Here is a 19,971-nt window from a genome sequence, read left to right as displayed (position 1 = left end):
CGGACGGTGCCGGGAGGCTACGCGCCGCCGAGCGCCCAGCGGTAGCCCGCGGGTGCGAAGCCCGGTGCCGCCCCGGCCAGGGCGATCGTCATCTCCTGGTGGCTGCGGCCGCGGAAGTCGGCCGCGCCGCCGATCGTCGTCCAGCCCAGGTGCTGGAAGAACGGGACGTTGCGGCGCTGGATGAGCGCGATCATCCGCGAGCCGCCGAGCTCGCCGGCGGTGCGCACGGCGAAGCGCACGAGCGGTGCGCCCACCCGGCGCGGCCGCGCGGCCGGCAGCACTGCCAGGCGGTCGCCCTTCCACAGGCCGGCCTCGTCGAGGGGGTAGAGGCGCACGGCGCCCACCACCTCGCCGTCGAGCTCGGCGACCACCTTGACGGCGTGGTCGTCCCACGCGTCGCGGTCGTCGCCCTCGAACACGGCCTGCTCCTCGACGAAGACCGCGCGCCGCACCCGGTGGTGGGCCGCGAGGTCCTCGCCGTCGCGGGCGACCCGCACGTCCAGGCCGCCCCCGCGCACTACGCCCCCTGGGCGGGCACGCCGTCCCGGCCGCCGCCGAAGGCCCGCTCGAAGGTGCTGAGGGCGGAGCAGGCCTGGCAGCGCACGCAGCCGGCGCGCGCGTCCTGGCTCATCATCCCGGCCTCCGCCAGCAGCGGCGCCACCTGCTCGTAGACCTCGCGCACGTACTCGGCCGAGGGCGGCACGCCGTCGGCCACGATGCTCCCCGGCGCGGGCCGCAGGGGCACCACGAACGGGTAGACGCCGCGGTCGATGGCGGCCCGGCAGCCCTCCATCACCGACTCCGGCGTCTCGCCGAGGCCGAGGATGAAGTACGTCGACACCTGGCCGGGGCCGAACACCCCGACCGCCGCCTCCCACGCCGCGAGGTAGCGGTCGCGCCCCTGGGCGTGCTTGCCGGGGGCGACGCGCGCCAGCACCTCGTCGTCCCACACCTCCAGGTGCAGGCCGAGCGCCTCGACGCCGCTGTCCTTGAGGCGGGCGAACCAGCCGAAGTCGGACGGCGGCTCGAGCTGCACCTGCACGGGCAGCCCGCTCGCCTCGCGGATGGCCTCGGCGCAGCGGGCCATGTACGAGGCGCCGCGGTCGTCGCGGTTCGGCGACCCGGTGGTGAGCGTCACGTCCTTCGCGCCGTCGAGGCGCGCCGCCGCCTCGGCGACCTCGGCCAGCAGCGCGGGCGTCTTGGTGGGGATCGTGCGGCCGTTGGCGAGCGAGGTGCCGATGGCGCAGAAGTGGCACTGCTCGTGGGTGCCCCAGTACACGCAGCGCTGCATGACCGTGGACGCGAGGCTGTCCAGGTGCATGAGCGCGATCTTCCAGTACGGGATCCCGTCGGCCGTCTGGAGGTCGTAGATCTTCGGTCGCGGGTGCAGGCGCACCGGTCCGATCTCCACGCCGTCGCGCATGAGGGTGCCCGCGCGACCGGAGCCGGTCATGACCAGCTCGTAGGGCGAGGAGGCCACGTAGTCGCCGTGCACGGGCACCGTGAGCGGCGTGCCGTCCATCCACATGAAGCCCGCGTCCGAGGGGCCGGCGCCCCCGGCGCGCGTGGCGCCGGGGCCCTCGTCGGCGTGGGTCGTGCGGACGCCCAGCGACTGGAGCTCGACCGCCAGCGTGCGCAGGTCGGGCCGGCCGGCGGTGGTGCTCACCAGTGCGCCCCGTGGAGCTTCTCGAAGTTGTCCCGGAAGACCATGCGCTTGAGCTCCTCCGAGACCGGGGCGCCCTCCACCTTCCAGTACTCGCTCATGAAGTCGGACCAGGGCTCGTCGGAGCCGAAGATCACCCGGTCGCCGCCCACGCCCTGCTTCTCGATCTCCACCAGCAGCCAGCGGGCGCCGAAGCCGACCGCCCACGAGGTGTCGGTGTACACCTTGTAGCCGTCGCGCACCCACTGCAGGAACTTCGGCACCAGCTTGATGTGCCCGCTGACGCCCCCGCCGAAGTGCACGAGGTGGATCTTGCAGCGCTTCCCGTACTCCTCGACCATCGGGATGAAGTTGTTGATGTCGCTCGCGCCGCCGGGCGAGGTGTGGAAGTGGAAGACGTAGTCGTGCTTCTCGCAGGCGTCGAAGCACATGTCCGCGAGCTGCTTGGTCTCCTCGTCCCACTCGGCCGGGTTGGGGTTGCCGCCCAGCAGGAACGTCGTCTTGAGCCCGATGATCCCGGCCTCGCCGCAGTGCTTGAGCGCCTCGAGGGTGTGCTCGCGGTCGCGCGGCAGGAACGACACCCACAGCAGGCCGCGGATGCGGTCGCTGGACGTGGCGGCCTCCATCACGACCGGGTTCAGCGAGAAGGGCTGCTCCGGCTTGGGGATGCCGTAGTTCGACATCGCGAGGCTGCGCTCGATGCCGTACTTGTCCATGAACTTGATGAAGTCCTTCGTCCGCGGGAAGTCGTAGACGATCGGCTTCACGGGGTAGTCGATACCGTAGAACGGCCAGGCCTCGATCTCGCCGATGTGGCTGTGGCCGTCGATGACGTTGCGCTTGATTCCTTCGGGAAGAGGCACGTCGCTCCCGTCGTCTAGGGGTTCAGCAGTGTGCGGCGCAGCTCCGCGGCGGCCGCGCGCCACTCCTCGGGGTCGGTGAACTCGCGCCGCGGGGCGAGCACCTCGTCGGAGGCGACCGCCCCCGTCTCGGGATCGAGCTCGAGGCTCTCGACCGCGTAGCGGGGCATCATCGTGTCGGGGTCCATCTCCGTGGTCACCGCCACGGCGCGCCCGGTCGCGAGCGACATCTCCACCCGCCGGTAGGGCGGCCAGAGGTCGCGCTCGCCCTCGGCCCAGATGACCGCCGTCGGCTCGCCGGCCGCCCGGGCCCGCCGGATGGCGGTCTCGGTGCGCTCGGCGGAGGCCCGCACCTCCAGCTCGCGGGCGCGCACCTGGTAGGCGGCGTCGCGCACCATGTCGAGGTCGATCTCGGGCGAGAGGTCGAGCCGGGAGACGCCGGCCGCGTCGAGCTCCGCGTCGCGGTCGGTGTTCCGGAACGTCGTGAGCAGCGCGTCGAGGTCCGGCACCGCGGCGAGGTGGTCCGCCACGGCGCGCACCACGCCGATGACCGACTTGTAGAGGTCCGGCCGGGTGGTGGCGACCGGGTAGAGCCGCTGCTCACCCGATCGCCACCGCCGGAGGGTCTCCTCCCGGTCGGTCACCGGCGCGTTGCGCTCCGCGGGTGACCCGTCAGACCGTCCAGGTGTTGAGCTGGAAGGCCTTGTTGCGCCAGGCGGTCAGGGCCGAGTCGAGCACGTCCAGCGGGTTGAACGCCTTGACGCCCTCGATGAGGTCGTCCTCGCGGAACCCGTAGAGCGCGCCCATGGCGAACCGGCAGGCGTAGATGTTCGCGCCCTCGGAGAGGAGCGTCTTGAGCTGGTTGTTGATCGCCATGTGGCCCGGGAAGGCCTCCTGGCCGACGGCCGGGTATCCACGGGTGCCGGACGCCATCAGCACGCCGGGCCCGTAGAGCACCAGGTTGACCTGGAAGCCCTTGCGGCCCAGGCGCGTCGCCGTCAGCAGGTTGACCAGGCCGACCGAGCCCTCGTAGGGCACGGTGTGCATGAAGATCCACGCCTCCTCGCCCGGCTCGGCCTTGATGTCCGGAAACACCTTCTCGGAGACGTCGTAGAGCTCCTGGCCGGCCTCGGGCTTCATCCCCTCGATCTTCGCCACGCTCGCTCCTCCCGGAATGTGGGCACGCGGGGCGTCGGATCCGCTTCGGACGACCCGCTGTCAGGAAGGTACGATCCTTGCCCACCCCGAGCACTCCGCGCAAGCGGCCGATGTGACGAAGATCACACGCGGGACTCTGGACCGGCGGAGGGAGCGGTTCTGGACGAGACGGTGGTTCTGGCGATCGGCGGCAACGCGCTCGCGCCCGCGGGGCTCGGCGACTTCGACGGCCAGATGGCCCGGGCGCGCGAGGTCGCGGTCCACGCGGCCCGCATCGTCGCCGGCGGCGCGCGCCTGCTCATCGTGCACGGCAACGGCCCGCAGGTGGGCGCCCTCGCCATGGCGCAGGAGGCCGTGGCGCGCGAGGTGCCGCCGCAGCCGCTGTTCGCCCTCGGCGCCATGACCCAGGGGCAGCTCGGCTACCTGCTCGCCCAGGCGGTCGGCGACGCGCTCGCCGCCGAGGGCGCCCCCCGCTCGGTGGCCGCGGTGATGACCCAGGTCGTGGTCGACCGGTCCGACGCGGCGTTCGGGCGGCCCACGAAGCCGATCGGGCCCTTCTTCCCCGAGGGCCGCGCCCGGCGCCTGGCCGACGCCCGCGGCTGGGCGGTGGCCGAGGACTCGGGGCGCGGCTGGCGGCGCGTCGTGCCGTCGCCCGACCCCGTGGAGATCGTGGAGGCGCCCGAGATCGCCCGCCTGCTTGAGGCCGGCGAGGTCGTGGTGGCCTGCGGCGGCGGCGGCGTGCCGGTGGTGCGCGACGGCGAGGGCCTGGCGGGGGTCGATGCGGTCATCGACAAGGACCTCGCGGCCGCGCTCGTGGGCGGCCTCGTGGGCGCCACCACGCTGCTGCTGGTGACCGGCGTCGACCACGTGCTGCTCGACTTCGGCACGCCCGACGAGCGGCCGGTGGCCTCGATGACCGTGGCCGAGGCGCGCGCCCACCTGGCCGACGGGCAGTTCCCGCCCGGCAGCATGGGGCCGAAGATCGACGCGGCCGCCCGGTTCGCCGAGGCGAGCGGCGGGGCGGCCGTGGTGACCTCGCTCGAGCGCGTCGAGGACGCGCTGGCCGGGCGCGCGGGCACCCGGATCGTGGCCCTGTGAGCCGGCGCTCCGTGCTCACCTGGCGGCCGCCCGCGGCGGCCGACGTGCCGCTCGCCTCCGCGCGGGCCCGGGCCCTGCTCGAGGACCCGCAGGGCTTCGGCAACTACATGACCTACCGCGACGCCTACCGGATCCTCGGCTGGGACCCGGCCGACGTCTACCGCGACGGGGCGATCCACCTCGACCGGCGCGAGTGGGCCGACCTGGGCTGGATGGCCAACCACATCGGCCCGTCGCCGCGCGCCCTCGAGGCGATGCGGGCGGCGGTCGACGCCGAGCACGTGGGGCCCTACTCGCCCGACCTCGACGCCGGCCTGCGCGACCTCATGGCGACCGAGCTGCTCGGCCGCGCGCGCGACGACGGCTTCGACGTCATCGGCACCGAGGGCGCGCAGGCCGGCGTGGGCTACGCGGCGCTGGCCTGCGTCGACCCGGGCGACGAGGTCATCGTCACCGACCCCGGCTACTTCCACTTCGTCCCCGCCCTGCGGCTGGCCGGCGGGGTGCCGGTCTGGGTGCGCCTCGGCCCCGGCAACGGCTGGCGGCTCGACCCCGACGAGGTCGCCGCCGCGGTCACGCCGCGCACGAAGATGGTCGTGGTCTGCGACCCGGTCAACCCGTTCGGGACCGTCCAGCGGCGCGACGAGCTCGCCGCGCTGCTGCGCCTGTCGGCCGAGCGCGGCATCGTGCTGCTGGCCGACACGACCCACTCGGCCCACCGGGTCGACCCCGCGGCGCGGCACCACCACGTGGCGGCGGTCCAGGCGGAGCACCCCGGCGCCACCCTGCTCGTGTCCAGCGGGCTCGCCCACGGCTACGGCATGGCGGGCGCGCGCATCGGCGCCCTCGGCGGCGACCCCGCCCTCGTGCGCGCCTGCCTGCAGGTGAAGATCGCCGCCGTGCGGCTCAACACGAACCGCGTCGCCCAGGTGGGCGCCGCGGCCGCGCTCGCGGACCGCGGCCACCTCGCGGCCGGCGAGGAGGTGATCCGGCGCAACCTCGCGGCCGTGCGGCGGGTCGCGACGCCGGTCATCGACCCCGAGTACGGCTTCTCGTGCGTGCTCGACGTGTCGGGCGCCGGCGCGAGCGCGCAGGAGCTGACCGTGGCGCTCTGCCGGCGCAAGGTGGCCGTGTACCCGGGCGACGGGCTGGGCGAGGTCGGCGCCACCACCACGATCCGGGTCAACCTGAGCGACCCCGACCCGTCGGCGGTCGAGCGCTTCGCCGACGCCCTCCCCGGCGCGATCGAGGAGGCCGCCTCGGGCGCCTACCGCGAGGCGGTCCGGGACCTGTTCCTGTCGTACGGCACCGAGCGCGGCCGGCGCATCGCCGCCATCGTGGAGCGCGGCGGGACGGCGTAGGCGGACCGGCCCGGCGGGCCGGCGTGGGGCTACGAGGTCGGCACCGAGGACGACGGCGCGCGCGCGGCGCGGCGGTCGCCCGAGCCCTCGACCTCCACGTGCGGCAGCCATCCCAGCCAGCCCGGCAGGTACCAGTTCCACCCGCCCAGCAGGGCCATGGTGGCCGGCACGAGCACCGAGCGCACGATCGTCGCGTCGATCAGCAGCGCGACGGCCACGCCGAAGCCCATCTGCTGGAACATCACGAGGTCCCCGGCGGCGAAGCCGATGAAGACCGCCACGATGATCAGCGCCGCCCCGGTGATGATCCGGGCGGTGGAGCCGATGCCGAAGACGACCGCGGCCCGCGTGTCGCCCGTCTGCGTGTGGCGCTCGCGGATGCGGCTCAGCAGGAACACCTGGTAGTCCATCGAGAGCCCGAACAGCACCGCGAACAGGAACAGCGGCACCCACGCCTCGATCGTGTCCACCTGCTGGAAGCCGAGCAGGTCGGTCCCCACCCCGTGCTGGAAGACGAGCACCAGCAGGCCGTAGGCGGCGCCCACCGAGAGCAGGTTCATCACGATGGAGCTCGCCGCGACCACCACCGAGCGGAACGCCACGGTCAGCAGGATCACGCTCAGCCCGAGCACGAAGCTGATCACCAGCGGCAGCCACCGCCGCATCACGTCGAAGTAGTCGAGGTTGAGCGCGGTCGGCCCGCCGACGAGCGCGTCGGCCTCGGACCCGGCGAACGCCGCGGGCACGAGCCGGTCGCGCAGCTCGCGCACGGCGGCGATGGCCTCGTCCGACAGCGGGTCGCCGCCCATCTGCACCCGCATGATCGACAGGTCGCGCCCCGGCAGCTCGACCAGCTCGGCGGGGCCGAACCGCGGATCCGCGGCGAGCGACGCCTCCAGCCGCGTGAAGGCCGTCCGCACCGCGGGGTCGCCGACGGGGCCGTCCACGACGACCTCCGCCGGCTCGGCGCTCGCCTGGGGGAACGAGCGCTCGAGCGCGATCAGGCCCCGCTTGGTGACCGAGTCGCCGGGCAGCGTGCCGACCTCGGCGGCGCCGATGTCCATCGTGACGAGCGGCGAGGCCGCCGCCAGCAGCACGGCCACCGCGCACGCCAGGCTCACCGCCGGGTGGGCGGTGACGCCGCGGACGACCCGCACCCAGAACCGCCCCTCCCGGTGGCGCGAGCGCTCGAGCCGCCGCCCGACCCAGGGCACCCGCAGGGCGTCGATCCGGTCGCCGAGCAGGGCCAGCAGGGCCGGCAGCAGCGTGAGGGCCGCCGCCACCGTCACGATGCCGACCAGGATCGCGCCCGCCGCGAGGCTGCGCATCACCGTGCTCGGCACCAGCAGCAGGCCGAGCATGGCGAGCACGAAGGCGCTCCCGCTGAACAGCACGGCGCGGCTGGCGGTCGACCCGGCGATCGCGATCGCCTCGACCCGGTCGCGCCCCGCGGCGCGCTCCTCGCGCACCCGCGACACCACGAACAGGGCGTAGTCGATGCCCAGGGCGAGGCCCATGGCCACGACCATGTTCACGACGAAGAACGACAGCGGGAAGCCCTGCGAGAGGACGGCCGTCAGCCCGAGCGCCACCGCGATCGACACGAGCGCCAGGACGATCGGCAGGGCCGCCGCCACGAGCGCGCCGAACACGAGGACGAGCACGATCAGGGCGGCCGGGAAGCCGATGCGGAACTCGCCCTCGCGCAGGTCGCGCTCGGCGATCAGGTCGAAGTCGTGCGAGAGCGTGAACTCGCCCGTGATCGCCACCGCCAGGCCGTCGCGTCCGTCGGCCGCCTCCACGACGGAGATCACCGGCTCGACGGCGTCCTCGGGCGGCTCGGCGAGCTGCACCGGCACCAGCAGCGCCCGCCCGTCGGCCGACACCCGGCCGGGGCCGGGCGCCCGCGGGTCGACGCGCACCTCCTCGGCCCCGCCCGAGCGGCGCAGGTCGCGGGCCAGGCGGGCCACCGCCGCCCGCACCGCCGGGTCGCCGACCGGCCGCGCGGCCCGCACGACGACCACCTCGCTGCCGAGCTCGCCCTCGCCCAGGCGCTCGTCGAGCAGCTCCTTGGCGACCACCGAGTCGGGGCGGTTGCTGAGCGTCTCGTCGGCCGTCAGGCCGTCGCCGAGCAGGGCGCCCGCCGCGAGCACCGCCACCACGAGGGCCAGCACCCAGGTCGTGATGGTGCGCCACGGGTGGCGGGCGCAGGCACGGGCCGCGCGCCCGGTGACCCCGGTCCCCCGCGCCGGCGCTCGGCCCCCGTCGGCCACGACGCCCCCCGTCGGTGCGATGCCTGGGGTCGAGGATCGCACCACCCGCCGAGGCGGGTAAAGGGGGGCCCGGTGGCGCGCCGGGCGTCAGCCGAGCAGGTGCGTGCGCTTGGCCTGGGCGGCCCGCAGGGCCGGCGGCCCCACCAGGGCGGCGCCCTCGTCCTGCAGCGCCTCGCCCACCGCCTCGTCGGCCACCGCGAGCACCAGGCGCAGGTCGCCCGCGGCGCCGTAGACGTCGCCGAGGGCCTCGAGCGCCTCGGGCGCGAAGGCGTCGGCCACGCCGCCCGGCACCCCGGCCACCTCCAGGCGCCGCCCCAGGATGCGCGCCAGCCCCGCGGGCGGGTCGGGCAGCCGGGGCAGCTCGAGGAGGGTCAGGCGCCGGGCCGTCTCGGCCATGGCCGGGTACTCCAGGTACTCCGTGTGCACCTGCAGCGCGAGGCCGCAGTCGAGCTCGGTGATCATCGTGCGCACGTTGGCGACGAAGCCGCGCACGATCGCCTCGGCCTCGCCCGCGTAGACCGACCGCAGCCACACGTCGGTGTCGTCGAGCACGAAGAACGGCTCCAGGCCGCGCCCGCGCACCACCTCCACGAGGTCGGCCAGCGCCCGCCAGGGCTCGCCGGCCAGCACCCGCGTCTCCCACTCGCCCGAGGCCGCCTGGATGTCGCGCGCCAGGCCGGCGGTCAGCGTCCCGAGGCGCGGCGACACGAGCGACAGCGGCACGTTGAGCGCGAAGCCGGGCCGGCGCGGCCGCCGGCTGCGCCGCGACAGGTCGGCGATGCGCGCCTCGAGCGCCTCGCGCTCCCGCCGCGACGGCATGTCGGGCGCCGCCCAGTCGATCACCTGGCGCACGATGTGGCGCGCGAAGTCGCCCGAGTCGATGACGTCGCGCTCCACCACGCTCATGGGGATGCGCACGGGCACCAGGTGGTCGGGCACCCCCGGCGCGAGCTGGCCCAGCACCGCGGCGAGCACGCTCGACTTGCCCGTGCCGGACGGGCCCACCACGGCCACCCGCCCGCCGCTGCGCGCCAGCCGGCCGAGCTCGCCCTCCACGCGGCTGCCGCCCACGAGCTCGTCCCAGGGCACGTGCAGCGCCTCGAGCGCTTCGTAGTGGCGGATCCCGAGCGCGTTGCGCTCGCGGATCTCCACGAGGGCCTCGCGGCTCACCCGTGGCCCTCCGCCGGCGGGGCGGGCACGGCGAGCGGGGTGAACACCCGCCGCACCCGCCGGTCCTCGCCGCGCACCGGCGCGGCCGCCACCAGGCCGGCCGCCTCCAGCGCCGCGGCCACCTGGGCGACGCGCTGGCGCGACCAGCCGAGCCGCTCCAGCAGGCGCGGGTCGGACGCGCTGGCGCCGCCCGCCGCCTCGAGCTCGGCCAGCAGCCGCGAGGCGGCGGGGCCGAGGCGCTCGACGCGCTCCCTGCGCACCCGCGCCGCCGCCGCCAGCTCGTCGTGCTGCGCGCCCTCCACGAGCGCCTGCCGCGCCAGGCCGACCACCTCGCGCGGCGTCGACGCCCCGGCCCCGGCAACGGCCCGCATCGCCCGCTCGGCGTCCTCCGGGGGCAGCCGCCGCCCGAGCAGCTCCAGCTGCTCGGCGACCCCCAGCGGCTCCAGGCGCACGCGGCCCTCGAAGAAGACGTCGGCCGGCGGCGTGAGGAACGCGCCCGCGTCCGCTGCCGGCGCGGCCACCACGAAGCGCACGGGCGTCTGCCACAGCTCGTCCCGCAGGCGGCCGAAGAGCGGCTGGGCGAGCTCCGGGGCGAGGTCGTCGAGCATCACGATCACCGAGCCGTCCAGCGCCCGCCAGCGCCGCACCCGCTCGAGCGCGCCGCCGCCCGCCGCCACCCCGCCGCCGCCGGCGTCGCCGCCGTGCCGCGCCACGGCCGCGTCGATCGCCGCCACGACGTCGTCGAGAACCCGCGCGGGCGCGGCGTCGACCACCTCCGCCCGGCCCCCCGCCTCGCGCAGCGCGAACGCGGCCGCGTGCAGCGCGGTGGTGCGGCCCGCCCCCCGCTCGCCGGCCAGCAGCACGTTGAGCCCCCGCCGCGCGAGATCCGCCACCTGGGCGACCTCCGCCCGCGGCAGGACCAGCGCCTGATCCCGCGCCGTGGCGATGAGCGGGCGGTTGCCGAGCTCCGGCTGCTCCATGGGGTTGCAACAGTAGCAGCAACAGACGCAAGGGTATGGGCCGCGTCGGACCGAGGGACGCAGGCCGGCGCGCGGCGGCGAGCGATGGGGCTGCGTCGAACGAGGAACGCTTGCTGGCGCGCCGGCCGGAATGGCTCCGGCCTGGCGGCCGGGGCGCGGCGATTCGGCAGATTGCCCCTAACCGCGCGGCTCCGTCGGCGCTGACGCGCCGCCGGGGCGCGCCGCGCGGCGACCCGGTCGCGGTGCGGACCCGTCCATGAGCGGGGTGGTCGCACTCCGTCCCGGACGACGTGGTCGAGGGACGAGGTGGTCGTAGACACGACCGCCGAAGGCGGGAGCGGGACAAACCGGCCACGAGGGCGCGGGGCACACCCCCACGCGCACCACGGACGCTCACGTCAGTGGGGTTTCCGGCGCCCGCCCCGCCGAAGGCGGTGCGCCGGTCCGCAAATCGCCCCGGCCAGGGGCGATTTGCCGCGTGGCCGGCCCCGCAAGTGGGCCGGCCCCCGCGCTCGGGGCACGCCGGTCGACGACGTGCCCAGCGCGAGCCGGCCCGAAGGGCCGGGTCCCGCCCGCGCAGAGGATCGGCCCCAGCCGACCCCGCACCGCGACCACCCGCCCAGCGCGAGCCGGCCCGCAGGGCCGCGTCCCGCCCGCGCAGAGGATCGGCCCCCGCCGACCCTCGTCCGTCGACGACCTCGTCAAGCGGGCGCCGGGTCCCGCCCGCGCAATGGATCGGCCCCAGCCGACCCCGTCCGTCGACGACCTCGTCAAGCGGGCGCCGGGTCCCGCCCGCAACGGATCGGCCCCAGCCGACCCGGTCCGTCGACGGCCCCGTCACGGGACGGGCCTCGACCACCCGGTCCCAGCCGACGTCGTCAACGGACGGCCCTCGCCCGCTCCGCACCCCGGCCGCGGAGGCCTACGCGTCGAAGAGCGTCCCCTGCCCAGGGGCGTCGGGGGGCCCGCCGCCCTCGAACCGGGCCGCGATCTCGCGGTCGCCGTCGGCGAAGCGGCTCGTGCCCCCGTCGTGGCCGAGCTCCACGGCGCCGGGGTGGATCCCGGTGACGAGCTGGCGCAGCACGGCGCGCTCCGTCCCCGGCTCGGGCGGCGGCGTCACCTCGTACCGCTCGGCTGACGCCCCGGCGTCGCCCGGCGCGCGCGTCTCGATGACCACCCTCCAGCCCGCCACGACACCCCCGCCTCGCCGTCGCACGAGCCTACGGGAGGCATGGGATCGGCGGACGCGTCCCGGCCGGGCTAGCATGGACGGGTGATCGCGCTCGGCTGGTACTGCCCCTCGGAGGGCGACGGGCGGTGGCTGGGCACCCGCAGGCCCGAGCGCGCCCCTGAGCCGGCGTACCTGGCCCGGGTGGCCCGCGCCGCCGAGCGCGCCGGCGCGACCGAGATCCTCGTGCCGACGGGCACGGTCAACGACTCGTTCGCCCCCGACGCGCCGTTCGCCGAGAGCTGGACGACGGCGAGCGCGCTCGCGGCGCTGACCCGGTCGATCCGGATCATCGCCGCGGTCAACCCGGCCGGGATCGCCGCCGAGCTCGCCGCGCACCAGGCAGAGACGCTCGAGCGCGCCGCGCCCGGGCGGGTGGCGATCAACCTCGTCGCGGGCGGCGGGCCGGACGCGCGTTACGGCACCCCGCCGCTGCCGCACGACGAGCGCTACGCCCGTCTGGCCGGGCTGGCGCGCACGGTGCGCCGCCGCTTCGGCGGGCCGTTCTACCTCGGCGGCGCCAGCGAGGCGGCCGTGGATCTGGCGCTGGAGCAGGCCGAGGCCTACCTCATGTGGGGCGAGCCGCCCGAGCGCATCGCCGAGCGGGTGGCGGCCGTCCGCGCCCGCGCCGACCGGCCGATGCGGTTCGGCCTGCGCATCCACATCATCGCCCGCCCGGACGAGCGGGAGGCCCGCCAGGCCGCGGCGGAGCTGCTCTCGCGCGCGCAGGTGGCGGGCGACCGCGAGGCCGAGTACGCCGGCTTCGACAGCGTGGGCCAGGCGCGCATGAACGCGATCCCGGCCGACGGCGAGGGGTGGGTCGCGCCCGGCCTGTGGGCCGGCATCCGCGCGGTGCGCGGCGGCGCCGGCACCGCCCTCGTGGGCTCGTACGCGCAGGTGGCCGCGATGCTGCGGCAGTACCGCGAGGCGGGCGTCGACCTGGTGATCGCCTCCGGCTACCCGCACCTGGAGGAGGTCGGCAGGGTGGGCGCCGAGGTGTGGCCGCGGGTCGTGTCCCGGCGCGCGGCGGCCCCCCGGCGGGCCGCCCCGGCGCCGCGCCGCTCGAACGTCGTGCGGGCGGCCGGGCCGCGGCCGCCGGCCCGCGCGGCGGAGCTGGCGGAGCGCTTCGGCACGCCGCTCTACGTGTTCGAGGGGCCGCGCATCGAGGCCGAGGCGCTCGCCTTCCGGGCGGCGGCCGGCCCGGACGTGACCGTCGCCTACTCGCTCAAGTCCAACCCGCTGATGGGCCTCGTGGCGCGCCTGCACCGGGCCGGCTGCTGGGCCGAGGTGGCCTCGGGCTTCGAGTACCGCACGGCCCGGCGCGCGGGCGTGCCCGGCTCGCGGATCGTGTTCAACGGCCCGCTTAAGACCGCCGACGAGCTGCGCCGGGCGCTGGCCGAGGGCGCCACGGTCGTCGCCGACGGCGCGGAGCAGGTGCGGGAGATCGCCCGCCTCGCGCGGCACGCCGCGCCGGGGGCGCGCGTCGGGCTGCGCCTGGTGCCGCCCGACCGCGTGGGCCGCGACCGCTTCGGCGTGCCGCCGCGCATGGCCCCGGCGGCCGCCTCCGTGCTGGCGCGCGCCGGCCTGCCGCTGACGGGGCTGCACGTGCACCTGGGCGCGTACCAGCTCGGCGAGCTGCCGCCGAGCGGCCCGCCCATCCACGGGGTGACCGTCGAGTACCCGGTGCCCGTGTCGCGCTTCACCGCCGCCGCCGCCATGCTGCGCGACGTCGCCGACCGGCTGGGGGGCGTGGAGTGGCTCAACCTGGGCGGCGGCTGGCCGGCCGCGGCCGGCCTGGCGGGCCACCTCGACGCCGCGCGCGCCGCGCTGGGCCCCGGCCACCCGCCGCTCATCCTGGAGCCGGGCCGCGCGCTGATCCGCGACGCCGGCTGGCTGCTGACCCGGGTCGTGGCCCGCCGCGGCCGCGGGCGGGCGGTGGTCGACGTCGGCATCACCCAGGTGCCGTGCGTCCAGTGGAAGCGCTCGCCGGTGCACGCCGTGGCGCCCCGCGAGGGCGCGGAGCGGCCGACCGACCTCTACGGGCCGCTGTGCCTGCAGCACGACGCCGTGGCGCGCGAGGTGCCGCTGCCGCCGCTGCAGGTGGGCGACCTCGTCTGGATCGGCCAGACCGGCGCCTACGCGATGGCCCAGGCCTCGCCGTTCATCCACCTGCGACCGGGGGCGGTCATGCTCGAGGGTGCCCACGCCGTGCTGCTGCGCGCGCGCGAGACCGACGACGAGGCGCACGGCGCCCAGGCCGAGCCGCTGCTCGCCGGGCCCGAAGGCCGCGTGGTGTCGGCGTCGTGATCGTCGCGAGGGTCCACGCCGGCCGCTGGGCGGACAGCGCCAAGATGATGGCCGCCGCGCGCGCGGCGGAGTCGGTCGACGGCGTCGAGCGCGCCGTCTGCTTCATGGGCACGCCGGCCAACCGGGAGGAGGCCGCGGGGCTCGGCATCAGCGATCCGGCGATCGACGGCGCGGGTCCCGACGACCTCGTGATCGCGGCGCGCGGCGAGGGCGCGGAGGCCGCGGTGGCGGCGGCCGAGGAGGCGCTCGGGTCGTCCGGCGGCGGGGCGGGCGGGGCCGCGGCGGCCGAGCGGGCGCCGCGCAGCCTGACCCGGGTGGAGGCCGACGTGGCCGTGGTCTCGGTGCCGGGCGAGTACGCCGCGCTGGAGGCCCACAAGGCGCTCGGGGCGGGGATGGACGTGCTGCTCTTCTCCGACAACGTGCCGCTCGCCGACGAGGTCGCGCTCAAGCGGCGCGCCCACGAGCTGGGCCTGCTGGTGATGGGGCCCGGCGCCGGCACCGCGATCGTCGACGGCGTGGCGCTCGGCTTCGCCAACGTGGTCGCCCGCGGGCCGGTGGGCGTCGTGGCCGCCGCGGGCACGGGCGCGCAGGAGGTGACCGTGCTCGTCGACCGGGCCGGCGCGGGCGTCAGCGCCTGCTACGGCACCGGCGGGCGCGACCTGAAGGACGACGTGGGGGCGATCACGGCCCTCGACGCGATCGCGCGCCTGGCGGCCGACGAGGCGACCGAGGTGATCCTCTGCGTCTCGAAGCCGCCCTCGCCCGAGGTGGCCGAGCGCGTGCTGCGCGCGCTGGCGGGCTGCGGCACGCCGGCGGTGGCCTGCATGGTCGGCGGGGGCGTGGAGCCCGTCGAGGGCGTGCACCTGGCGCCGACGCTCGAGGCGGCGGCGCTCGAGGCCGCCCGCCTGGCCGGCCGGCCGCGCGCCGCCCCCCGCGCCGCGGGCGGGCTGGGTGACCGGCGGCGCGGTGCGCGGGCTGTTCTCCGGCGGTACGCTCTGCAGCGAGGCCGCCGCGATCCTGGCCGAGGAGCTCGGGACGGTGTCGTCCAACGCCCCCGCCGGCCGCGCCCGGCGCCTCGAGGGCGAGCCGCGCGGCCACGCCTGCCTCGACCTCGGCGAGGAGGAGTTCACCCGCGGCCGGCCGCACCCGATGATCGACCCGGCGGCCCGTGCCGAGCGCCTCGCCGAGGAGGCGGCCGACCCCGACGTGGGCGTGCTGCTGATCGACGTGGTGCTGGGGTACGCGAGCCACCCCGACCCGGCCTCCGTGCTGGTGCCGGTGATCCGCGAGGCGCTCGACGCGCGGCCGCAGCTCGCGGTGGTCGGGTACGTGCTCGGCACGGAGGACGACCCCCAGGTGCGCAGCCGCCAGGAGGCCGCGCTGCATGACGCCGGGGTGCGGCTCGCACCGACGAACGCCGCCGCCGCCAGGCTGGCCGCCGCGCTCGCCGGGTGAGGATCCGTCTGGTCACCTACTCGGTCAAGCCGCGCGGCGGGGTGGTGCACGCGCTGCACCTGGCCGAGGCCCTCGGCGACCGCGGCCACGACGTCGAGCTGTGGGCGCTGTCGCCCGACGGGGCCGGGTTCTTCCGCGAGCCCCGCGTGCCGGTGCGCCTGGTCCCGGTCGACCGCCGCCCCGGCGAGGACGTGGAGCCGCGCATCCTGCGCTACGCGGCCACGCTCGCCGACGGCCTGCGCGCGGCGGGGCCGGCCGACGTCCACCACTCCGAGGACTGCCTGTCGGCGCGCTCGCTGCTGGCGCTGCGCGCCGAGGGGCGCGTGCCGTCGATCGTGCGCACCGTCCACCACGTCGACGACTTCGCGAGCCCGGTGCTGGCGGACTGCCAGCGCGCCTCGATCGAGGACGTCGACCACCGGGTGTGCGTCAGCCACCACTGGGCCGAGGTGCTGCGCCGCGACCACGGCGTCGCGGCCACGGTGATCCCGAACGGCGTCGACGGCGAGCGCTTCGCCGGGTGCCCGCTCGACCGGGCGCAGGCGGGCCGGCGGATGGGCTGGGGCGACCGGCCGGCCGTGCTGGCCGTGGGCGGGATCGAGCCGCGCAAGGGCAGCCGGGCGCTGCTCGCGGCGTTCGCGGCGGCGCGCGGCGAGCTCGGACCCGGGGCGCTGCTCGCGATCGCCGGCGGCGAGACGCTGTTCGACTACGCCGACTACCGGGCCGCCTGGGAGGACGACGCCGCGCGCCTCGGGCTGCGGGTGCACCGCGGCCCGGCGCCGCCGCACGACGCCGACGTCGCGGTGCTGGGCCCCGTGCCCGACGACGACATGCCCGCCCTCTTCCGGGCCGCCGACGTGTTCGCGTTCCCGTCGGAGCGCGAGGGCTTCGGCCTGGTCGTGCTCGAGGCCCAGGCGGCGGGGGTGCCGGTGGTGGCCAGCGACCTGCCCGTGCTGCGCGAGTTCCTCGAGGACGGGCGCGACTGCCGCATGGTGCCCGCCGGCGACGTCGCCGCGCTGGCGCGCGCCCTGGCCGAGGCGGTCCGCGACGACGGGCTGCGGGAGCGCCTGGTGGCCGGGGGGCGACGCACCGCGGCGGCCTTCGGCTGGCCGGCGGCCGCCGAGGCGCACGAGCGGCTCTACGCGGGCCTGCCGGGGGGCTGAACGGCGTGCCGGTCGACGAGCCGCACGAGTACGCCGTCTGGACCGCCGAATGGCGCGGCGGCATGGCGACCGACGTCAGCGGCCGGGGCCACTCGGTGCGCGTCGACGAGCCCGAGGAGTTCGGCGGCGGTGACACGGGCCCCATGCCCACCGAGATGCTGGTGGTCGCGCTGGCCTCGTGCTTCTGCATCGCGGTCGCCTGGGGCGCGCGCAAGAAGCGCATCCCCCTGGACGACCTGCGCGTGCATGTGCGGCCGCACCGGCAGGTGGGCGAGCCGCGCCACGGCGCGTACGACCTCTGGGTCGAGTCGTCCACCCCGCAGGCCACGCTCGCGCCCGCCGTGGAGCTCGCCAAGCGCTACTGCTGGGTCACGAACACGATCACCGACCCGCCGGAGCTGCGCTACCACCACGGCCCGCCGATGGGCTAGCGTCACGATCCCGCCCGGCCACACTCGACGAGACGAGGACACGGAATGGGTGAACCGCACCGCATCTGCGTGATCGGCGGCGGCGCCGCGGGCATCAGCGCGGGCTCGATGGCCAAGCGCACCAACCCCGACGCCACCGTCGTGGTCTGCACCGAGTTCGAGGACGTCGCGTACTCGCCGTGCGGCATCCCCTACGTGCTGGGCCGTGAGATCCCCGACTTCGAGCGCCTCTTCCTGGCGGGGCCGGAGAACTACGCGGAGGCGGGCATCGACCTGCGCACCCAGACGGCGGTGACCGAGGTCGACGTCGCCAACCGCACGATGACGGCCAACGGCGACGTGGTGCCGTGGGACCGGCTGGTGGTGTGCACCGGGTGGAACTACACGCTGCCGGACGTGCCGGGCAACGACCTCGAGGGCCTCGTCTTCGTCAAGAACATCCGGCGCGGCATCGAGCTCAACGAGACGCTCGACGACGTCAAGAAGGCGGTCGTGCTCGAGGCCGGCCCGCTGGGCGTGGAGATGCTGACCGCGCTCGCGCACCGCGGCATCGAGACCCACCTCGTCGACGAGAACGCCTGGCTGCTGGCGCAGATCGCCGACCAGGACATCGCCGAGCCGGTCCAGACGAGCCTGGAGGAGCTGGGCTGCCAGCTGCACTTCGGCGTGGGCCTGCGCGGCTTCGTGGGCGAGAACGGCCGCCTGCGGGCGGTCGACACCACGCAGGGGCAGATCGAGGCCGACATCTGCGTCATCTCCACCCACAAGGAGCCCGAGACGACCCTCGCCCGCGCGATGGGCCTCAAGATCGGCTCCACCGGCGCGCTGGTCGTCGACGAGCGCATGCGCACGTCGATGGAGGACGTCTACGCGGCCGGCGACGTCGTCGAGGTGCCGCAGAACCTGACCGGCATCGCGGTGCAGGGCCTCACCGGCTCGCACGCGATGCAGCAGGGCCGCGTGGCCGGCGCCAACGCCGCCGGCGGCGACCGGCGCTACGACCCGGTCAACCTGCCCTGGGGCATGGTCGGCGGGCAGGTGCAGATCGGCGGTGCCAGCCTGGGCGAGAACCTCGCCACCTCGCTCGGCATCCCGTACGTCGTGGGCTCGGCCAACGGCATCAGCCGCGCGCGCTACTTCCCCGGCGTGCAGCAGGTGCGGGTCAAGCTGCTCGCCGAGCCGGGCACCGGCCGGCTGATCGGCGGCCAGTTCGTGGGCGGCGAGGGCATCAAGGAGCGGGCCGACTTCCTCGCCTTCGCGCTGAAGCGCGGCGCCACGCTCGAGGACCTCGCGTGGATGGAGAACGTCTACTCCCCGCCGATCGGCGCCCTCTACGAGCCGCTCTCGGTGGCGGCCCAGAACGGGATGGCGCAGCTGTGAGCGCGCACGACGAGCGCATCCCGGAGTCGGTGCGCGAGTACTTCGGGCACGACCGGGTGGCGCACCACGGCCGGGGCGGCATGCCGGCCGCGCCGCCGGCGCCCCCCGGCTCGACCGCGCGCAAGGCGGGCCAGAACGCCGTCGCCGACGCCCTGTCGAAGGTCGGCGCGCCGGGCCGGCGGCCCGGCGACCGGCCGGCCGTCGTGCCGCCGCGCCCCAAGCCGCCGCGGCTGATGCGCTCGGCCGGCGAGCGGGCGCTCATGACGGCGTCGCAGCGGCGCTTCAGCCGCGCCGCGCGCGGGCCGGAGCCCCACGGCGGGGCGGGCTGGTTCTGGGACGCCGTCTTCGCGCCGGTCTACGCGCGCATCCCGTGGCCGGTCAAGCGGCGCATGGTCTCGATGACCTCGGGCGTCAAGCGCTGGAGGAGCTGAGCGACCCGTCGCCGGGCGGCAGCACGTGGAACGCGTCCGCGGGCATGCCGGGCCCGCAGATCCCCGTGTCCAGCACGTACTCGCGCCCGTCCCGCTCGTCGCGGAGGTGCACCACGTGGCAGGAGAGCCCGATCTCGGAGCGCTCGGCGTAGGCCACGACCTCGAAGACCGTGGTGGTCGCGCCGCGGTGCCGGGTGAGCCGGCAGCCGCCGAACCCCAGGTCCTCGCGGTGCTGGACCACGAAGGGGCCGACCTCGACGAGCTGGAGCACCCGGGCGCCGACCTCCGGGCGCAGCCACCGGTCGCCGTTCACGCGCTCTCCACCCAGGTGGCGCGCCGGCTGCGCGGCCCGTGCGCGCTGCGCGTGCTGGGCGCCGGCCGGGGCGCCGTGCACCTCGACCTGCGGGGGTTCGTGGTCACGCTCACCGCGCCGGGGGTCCCCCGCATGCCGAACGGCATCGCGGTGGCGGGCCCGCTCCCCGCGGCGCCCCGGGTGGCGTGGGACCCGCTGGCGCCGCCGCTCTGGGACCCCGTCGTGCCCCCGCTCGCCGGCGGGCCGGCGCAGGTGCGCGAGCTGGCCGCCTGGCTGGCCGCGCGCACGTCGCCTCCGGACGTCGGCCCCGCGGACGCGGCGGATCGCCTGATGGGCCGCGGCCCCGGCCTGACGCCCGAGGGCGACGACGTGCTGTGCGGCGCCGCGGTCGGCGTGCGGGCGCTCGCCCCGGCGGCGGGGCTGGCGCCGGAGCGGGCGGACGCCCTGGTGGCGGCGCTGCTGCCGCCGTCCGCGGGGCGCACGGGCGCGCTGTCGGCCACGCTGCTCGGCCTCGCGGCCGGCGGGGCGGCGCCCGAGCCGGTGACCCGCCTGGTCGCCCCGGGGGCCCGCGAGGCCGCGCTCGCCGATCTGCGCCGCCTGGGCTCCTCGACCGGCGCCGCGCTCGCCGCGGGCCTCGCGCTCGCCGCACGCTGGCTCACCGCCCCAGCGTAGAGGACCGGCGACGAGGCCCGCCGCCGTC

At 76.6% G+C, this 19,971-nt stretch carries 19 protein-coding genes; 9 read left to right on the top strand and 10 right to left on the bottom strand.

The genetic code is table 11. The annotated features are described in order from the left end of the window. Window positions 1-17 precede the first annotated feature (17 nt). Genes ITJ85_RS16590 through ITJ85_RS16570 form a run of 5 tightly spaced genes read right to left on the bottom strand, consistent with a single transcriptional unit; the run spans window position 18 to window position 3,663 of the window. A complete protein-coding gene (locus tag ITJ85_RS16590; protein ID WP_217914217.1) occupies window positions 18-518 on the bottom strand; it encodes an MSMEG_0567/Sll0786 family nitrogen starvation N-acetyltransferase in 501 nt (166 codons plus the stop codon). Continuing rightward, window positions 518-1,666, bottom strand: coding sequence for an MSMEG_0568 family radical SAM protein (locus ITJ85_RS16585; protein WP_217914216.1), 1,149 nt, complete (start codon window positions 1,664-1,666; stop codon window positions 518-520). Before ITJ85_RS16585 ends, ITJ85_RS16590 begins: the two co-directional genes overlap by 1 nt. Beyond that, window positions 1,663-2,526, bottom strand: a complete 864-nt coding sequence (locus tag ITJ85_RS16580; RefSeq protein ID WP_217914215.1) for an amidohydrolase family protein — start codon at window positions 2,524-2,526, stop codon at window positions 1,663-1,665. The genes ITJ85_RS16585 and ITJ85_RS16580 overlap by 4 nt, the downstream gene beginning before the upstream one ends. A gap of 14 nt (window positions 2,527-2,540) precedes the next feature. Continuing rightward, on the bottom strand, window positions 2,541-3,167 hold the full coding sequence (locus ITJ85_RS16575) for a hypothetical protein (protein ID WP_217914214.1): 627 nt from the start codon (window positions 3,165-3,167) through the stop codon (window positions 2,541-2,543). A 28-nt stretch (window positions 3,168-3,195) separates the two neighbouring features. Further along, entirely contained in the window at window positions 3,196-3,663 is a 468-nt protein-coding gene (locus tag ITJ85_RS16570; protein WP_343233038.1) for an MSMEG_0572/Sll0783 family nitrogen starvation response protein, read from the bottom strand. Window positions 3,664-3,852: 189 nt separating this feature from the next. Between ITJ85_RS16570 and ITJ85_RS16565 the strand changes: the two genes are divergently transcribed. Further along, window positions 3,853-4,779, top strand: a complete 927-nt coding sequence (locus ITJ85_RS16565) for a carbamate kinase (protein ID WP_217914212.1) — start codon at window positions 3,853-3,855, stop codon at window positions 4,777-4,779. Continuing rightward, window positions 4,776-6,140 (top strand): pyridoxal phosphate-dependent aminotransferase, encoded by a 1,365-nt coding sequence (locus ITJ85_RS16560; protein ID WP_217914211.1) that lies wholly within the window; start codon window positions 4,776-4,778, stop codon window positions 6,138-6,140. The genes ITJ85_RS16565 and ITJ85_RS16560 overlap by 4 nt, the downstream gene beginning before the upstream one ends. A 29-nt stretch (window positions 6,141-6,169) precedes the next feature. On the opposite strand, the gene ITJ85_RS16555 is transcribed toward ITJ85_RS16560, so the two are convergent. The 4 genes from ITJ85_RS16555 to ITJ85_RS16540 form a co-directional block, all read right to left on the bottom strand. Then, window positions 6,170-8,413, bottom strand: a complete 2,244-nt coding sequence (locus tag ITJ85_RS16555; RefSeq protein ID WP_217914210.1) for an MMPL family transporter — start codon at window positions 8,411-8,413, stop codon at window positions 6,170-6,172. 87 nt (window positions 8,414-8,500) lie between these two features. Next, the gene (locus ITJ85_RS16550; RefSeq protein WP_217914209.1) at window positions 8,501-9,583 is read right to left on the bottom strand and encodes a hypothetical protein; all 1,083 of its coding nucleotides are present in this window, start codon (window positions 9,581-9,583) and stop codon (window positions 8,501-8,503) included. Continuing rightward, the gene (locus ITJ85_RS16545; protein ID WP_217914208.1) at window positions 9,580-10,563 is read right to left on the bottom strand and encodes a MarR family transcriptional regulator; all 984 of its coding nucleotides are present in this window, start codon (window positions 10,561-10,563) and stop codon (window positions 9,580-9,582) included. Before ITJ85_RS16545 ends, ITJ85_RS16550 begins: the two co-directional genes overlap by 4 nt. A 922-nt stretch (window positions 10,564-11,485) precedes the next feature. Next, window positions 11,486-11,755 (bottom strand): hypothetical protein, encoded by a 270-nt coding sequence (locus ITJ85_RS16540; protein WP_217914207.1) that lies wholly within the window; start codon window positions 11,753-11,755, stop codon window positions 11,486-11,488. Between the two features lie 81 nt (window positions 11,756-11,836). On the opposite strand from ITJ85_RS16540, the gene ITJ85_RS16535 reads away from it, so the two are divergent. The 6 genes from ITJ85_RS16535 to ITJ85_RS16505 all read left to right on the top strand — a co-directional run bounded on the left by ITJ85_RS16535 (window position 11,837) and on the right by ITJ85_RS16505 (window position 18,958). Then, window positions 11,837-14,098: an LLM class flavin-dependent oxidoreductase gene (locus ITJ85_RS16535; protein ID WP_217914206.1), complete on the top strand. Its 2,262-nt coding sequence runs from the start codon at window positions 11,837-11,839 to the stop codon at window positions 14,096-14,098. Between the two features lie 951 nt (window positions 14,099-15,049). Continuing rightward, window positions 15,050-15,553 carry an AllF/FdrA family protein gene (locus tag ITJ85_RS16525; RefSeq protein WP_217914205.1) on the top strand — a complete coding sequence of 168 codons (504 nt, stop codon included), beginning with the start codon at window positions 15,050-15,052 and terminating at the stop codon, window positions 15,551-15,553. Next, on the top strand, window positions 15,550-16,716 hold the full coding sequence (locus ITJ85_RS16520; RefSeq protein WP_217914204.1) for an MSMEG_0565 family glycosyltransferase: 1,167 nt from the start codon (window positions 15,550-15,552) through the stop codon (window positions 16,714-16,716). The genes ITJ85_RS16525 and ITJ85_RS16520 overlap by 4 nt, the downstream gene beginning before the upstream one ends. A 5-nt stretch (window positions 16,717-16,721) precedes the next feature. Further along, window positions 16,722-17,147, top strand: a complete 426-nt coding sequence (locus ITJ85_RS16515) for an OsmC family protein (RefSeq protein WP_217914203.1) — start codon at window positions 16,722-16,724, stop codon at window positions 17,145-17,147. Window positions 17,148-17,192: 45 nt separating this feature from the next. Beyond that, on the top strand, window positions 17,193-18,527 hold the full coding sequence (locus ITJ85_RS16510) for an FAD-dependent oxidoreductase (RefSeq protein ID WP_217914202.1): 1,335 nt from the start codon (window positions 17,193-17,195) through the stop codon (window positions 18,525-18,527). Continuing rightward, window positions 18,524-18,958 (top strand): hypothetical protein, encoded by a 435-nt coding sequence (locus ITJ85_RS16505; protein WP_217914201.1) that lies wholly within the window; start codon window positions 18,524-18,526, stop codon window positions 18,956-18,958. Before ITJ85_RS16510 ends, ITJ85_RS16505 begins: the two co-directional genes overlap by 4 nt. Here the strand turns inward: ITJ85_RS16505 and ITJ85_RS16500 are convergent. After that, window positions 18,939-19,271, bottom strand: a complete 333-nt coding sequence (locus ITJ85_RS16500) for a hypothetical protein (RefSeq protein ID WP_217914200.1) — start codon at window positions 19,269-19,271, stop codon at window positions 18,939-18,941. The genes ITJ85_RS16505 and ITJ85_RS16500 overlap by 20 nt on opposite strands. Before the next feature lie 15 nt (window positions 19,272-19,286). Between ITJ85_RS16500 and ITJ85_RS16495 the strand changes: the two genes are divergently transcribed. Continuing rightward, entirely contained in the window at window positions 19,287-19,943 is a 657-nt protein-coding gene (locus ITJ85_RS16495) for an oxamate carbamoyltransferase subunit AllH family protein (protein WP_217914199.1), read from the top strand. The last annotated feature ends 28 nt before the right edge of the window (window positions 19,944-19,971 follow it).

The sequence above is a fragment of the Miltoncostaea marina genome (assembly GCF_018141525.1).
Classification (GTDB): Bacteria; Actinomycetota; Thermoleophilia; order Miltoncostaeales; family Miltoncostaeaceae; genus Miltoncostaea; species Miltoncostaea marina.
Note: the sequence above shows the minus strand (reverse complement) of the source record. Positions and strands in the feature narration are given on the sequence as shown.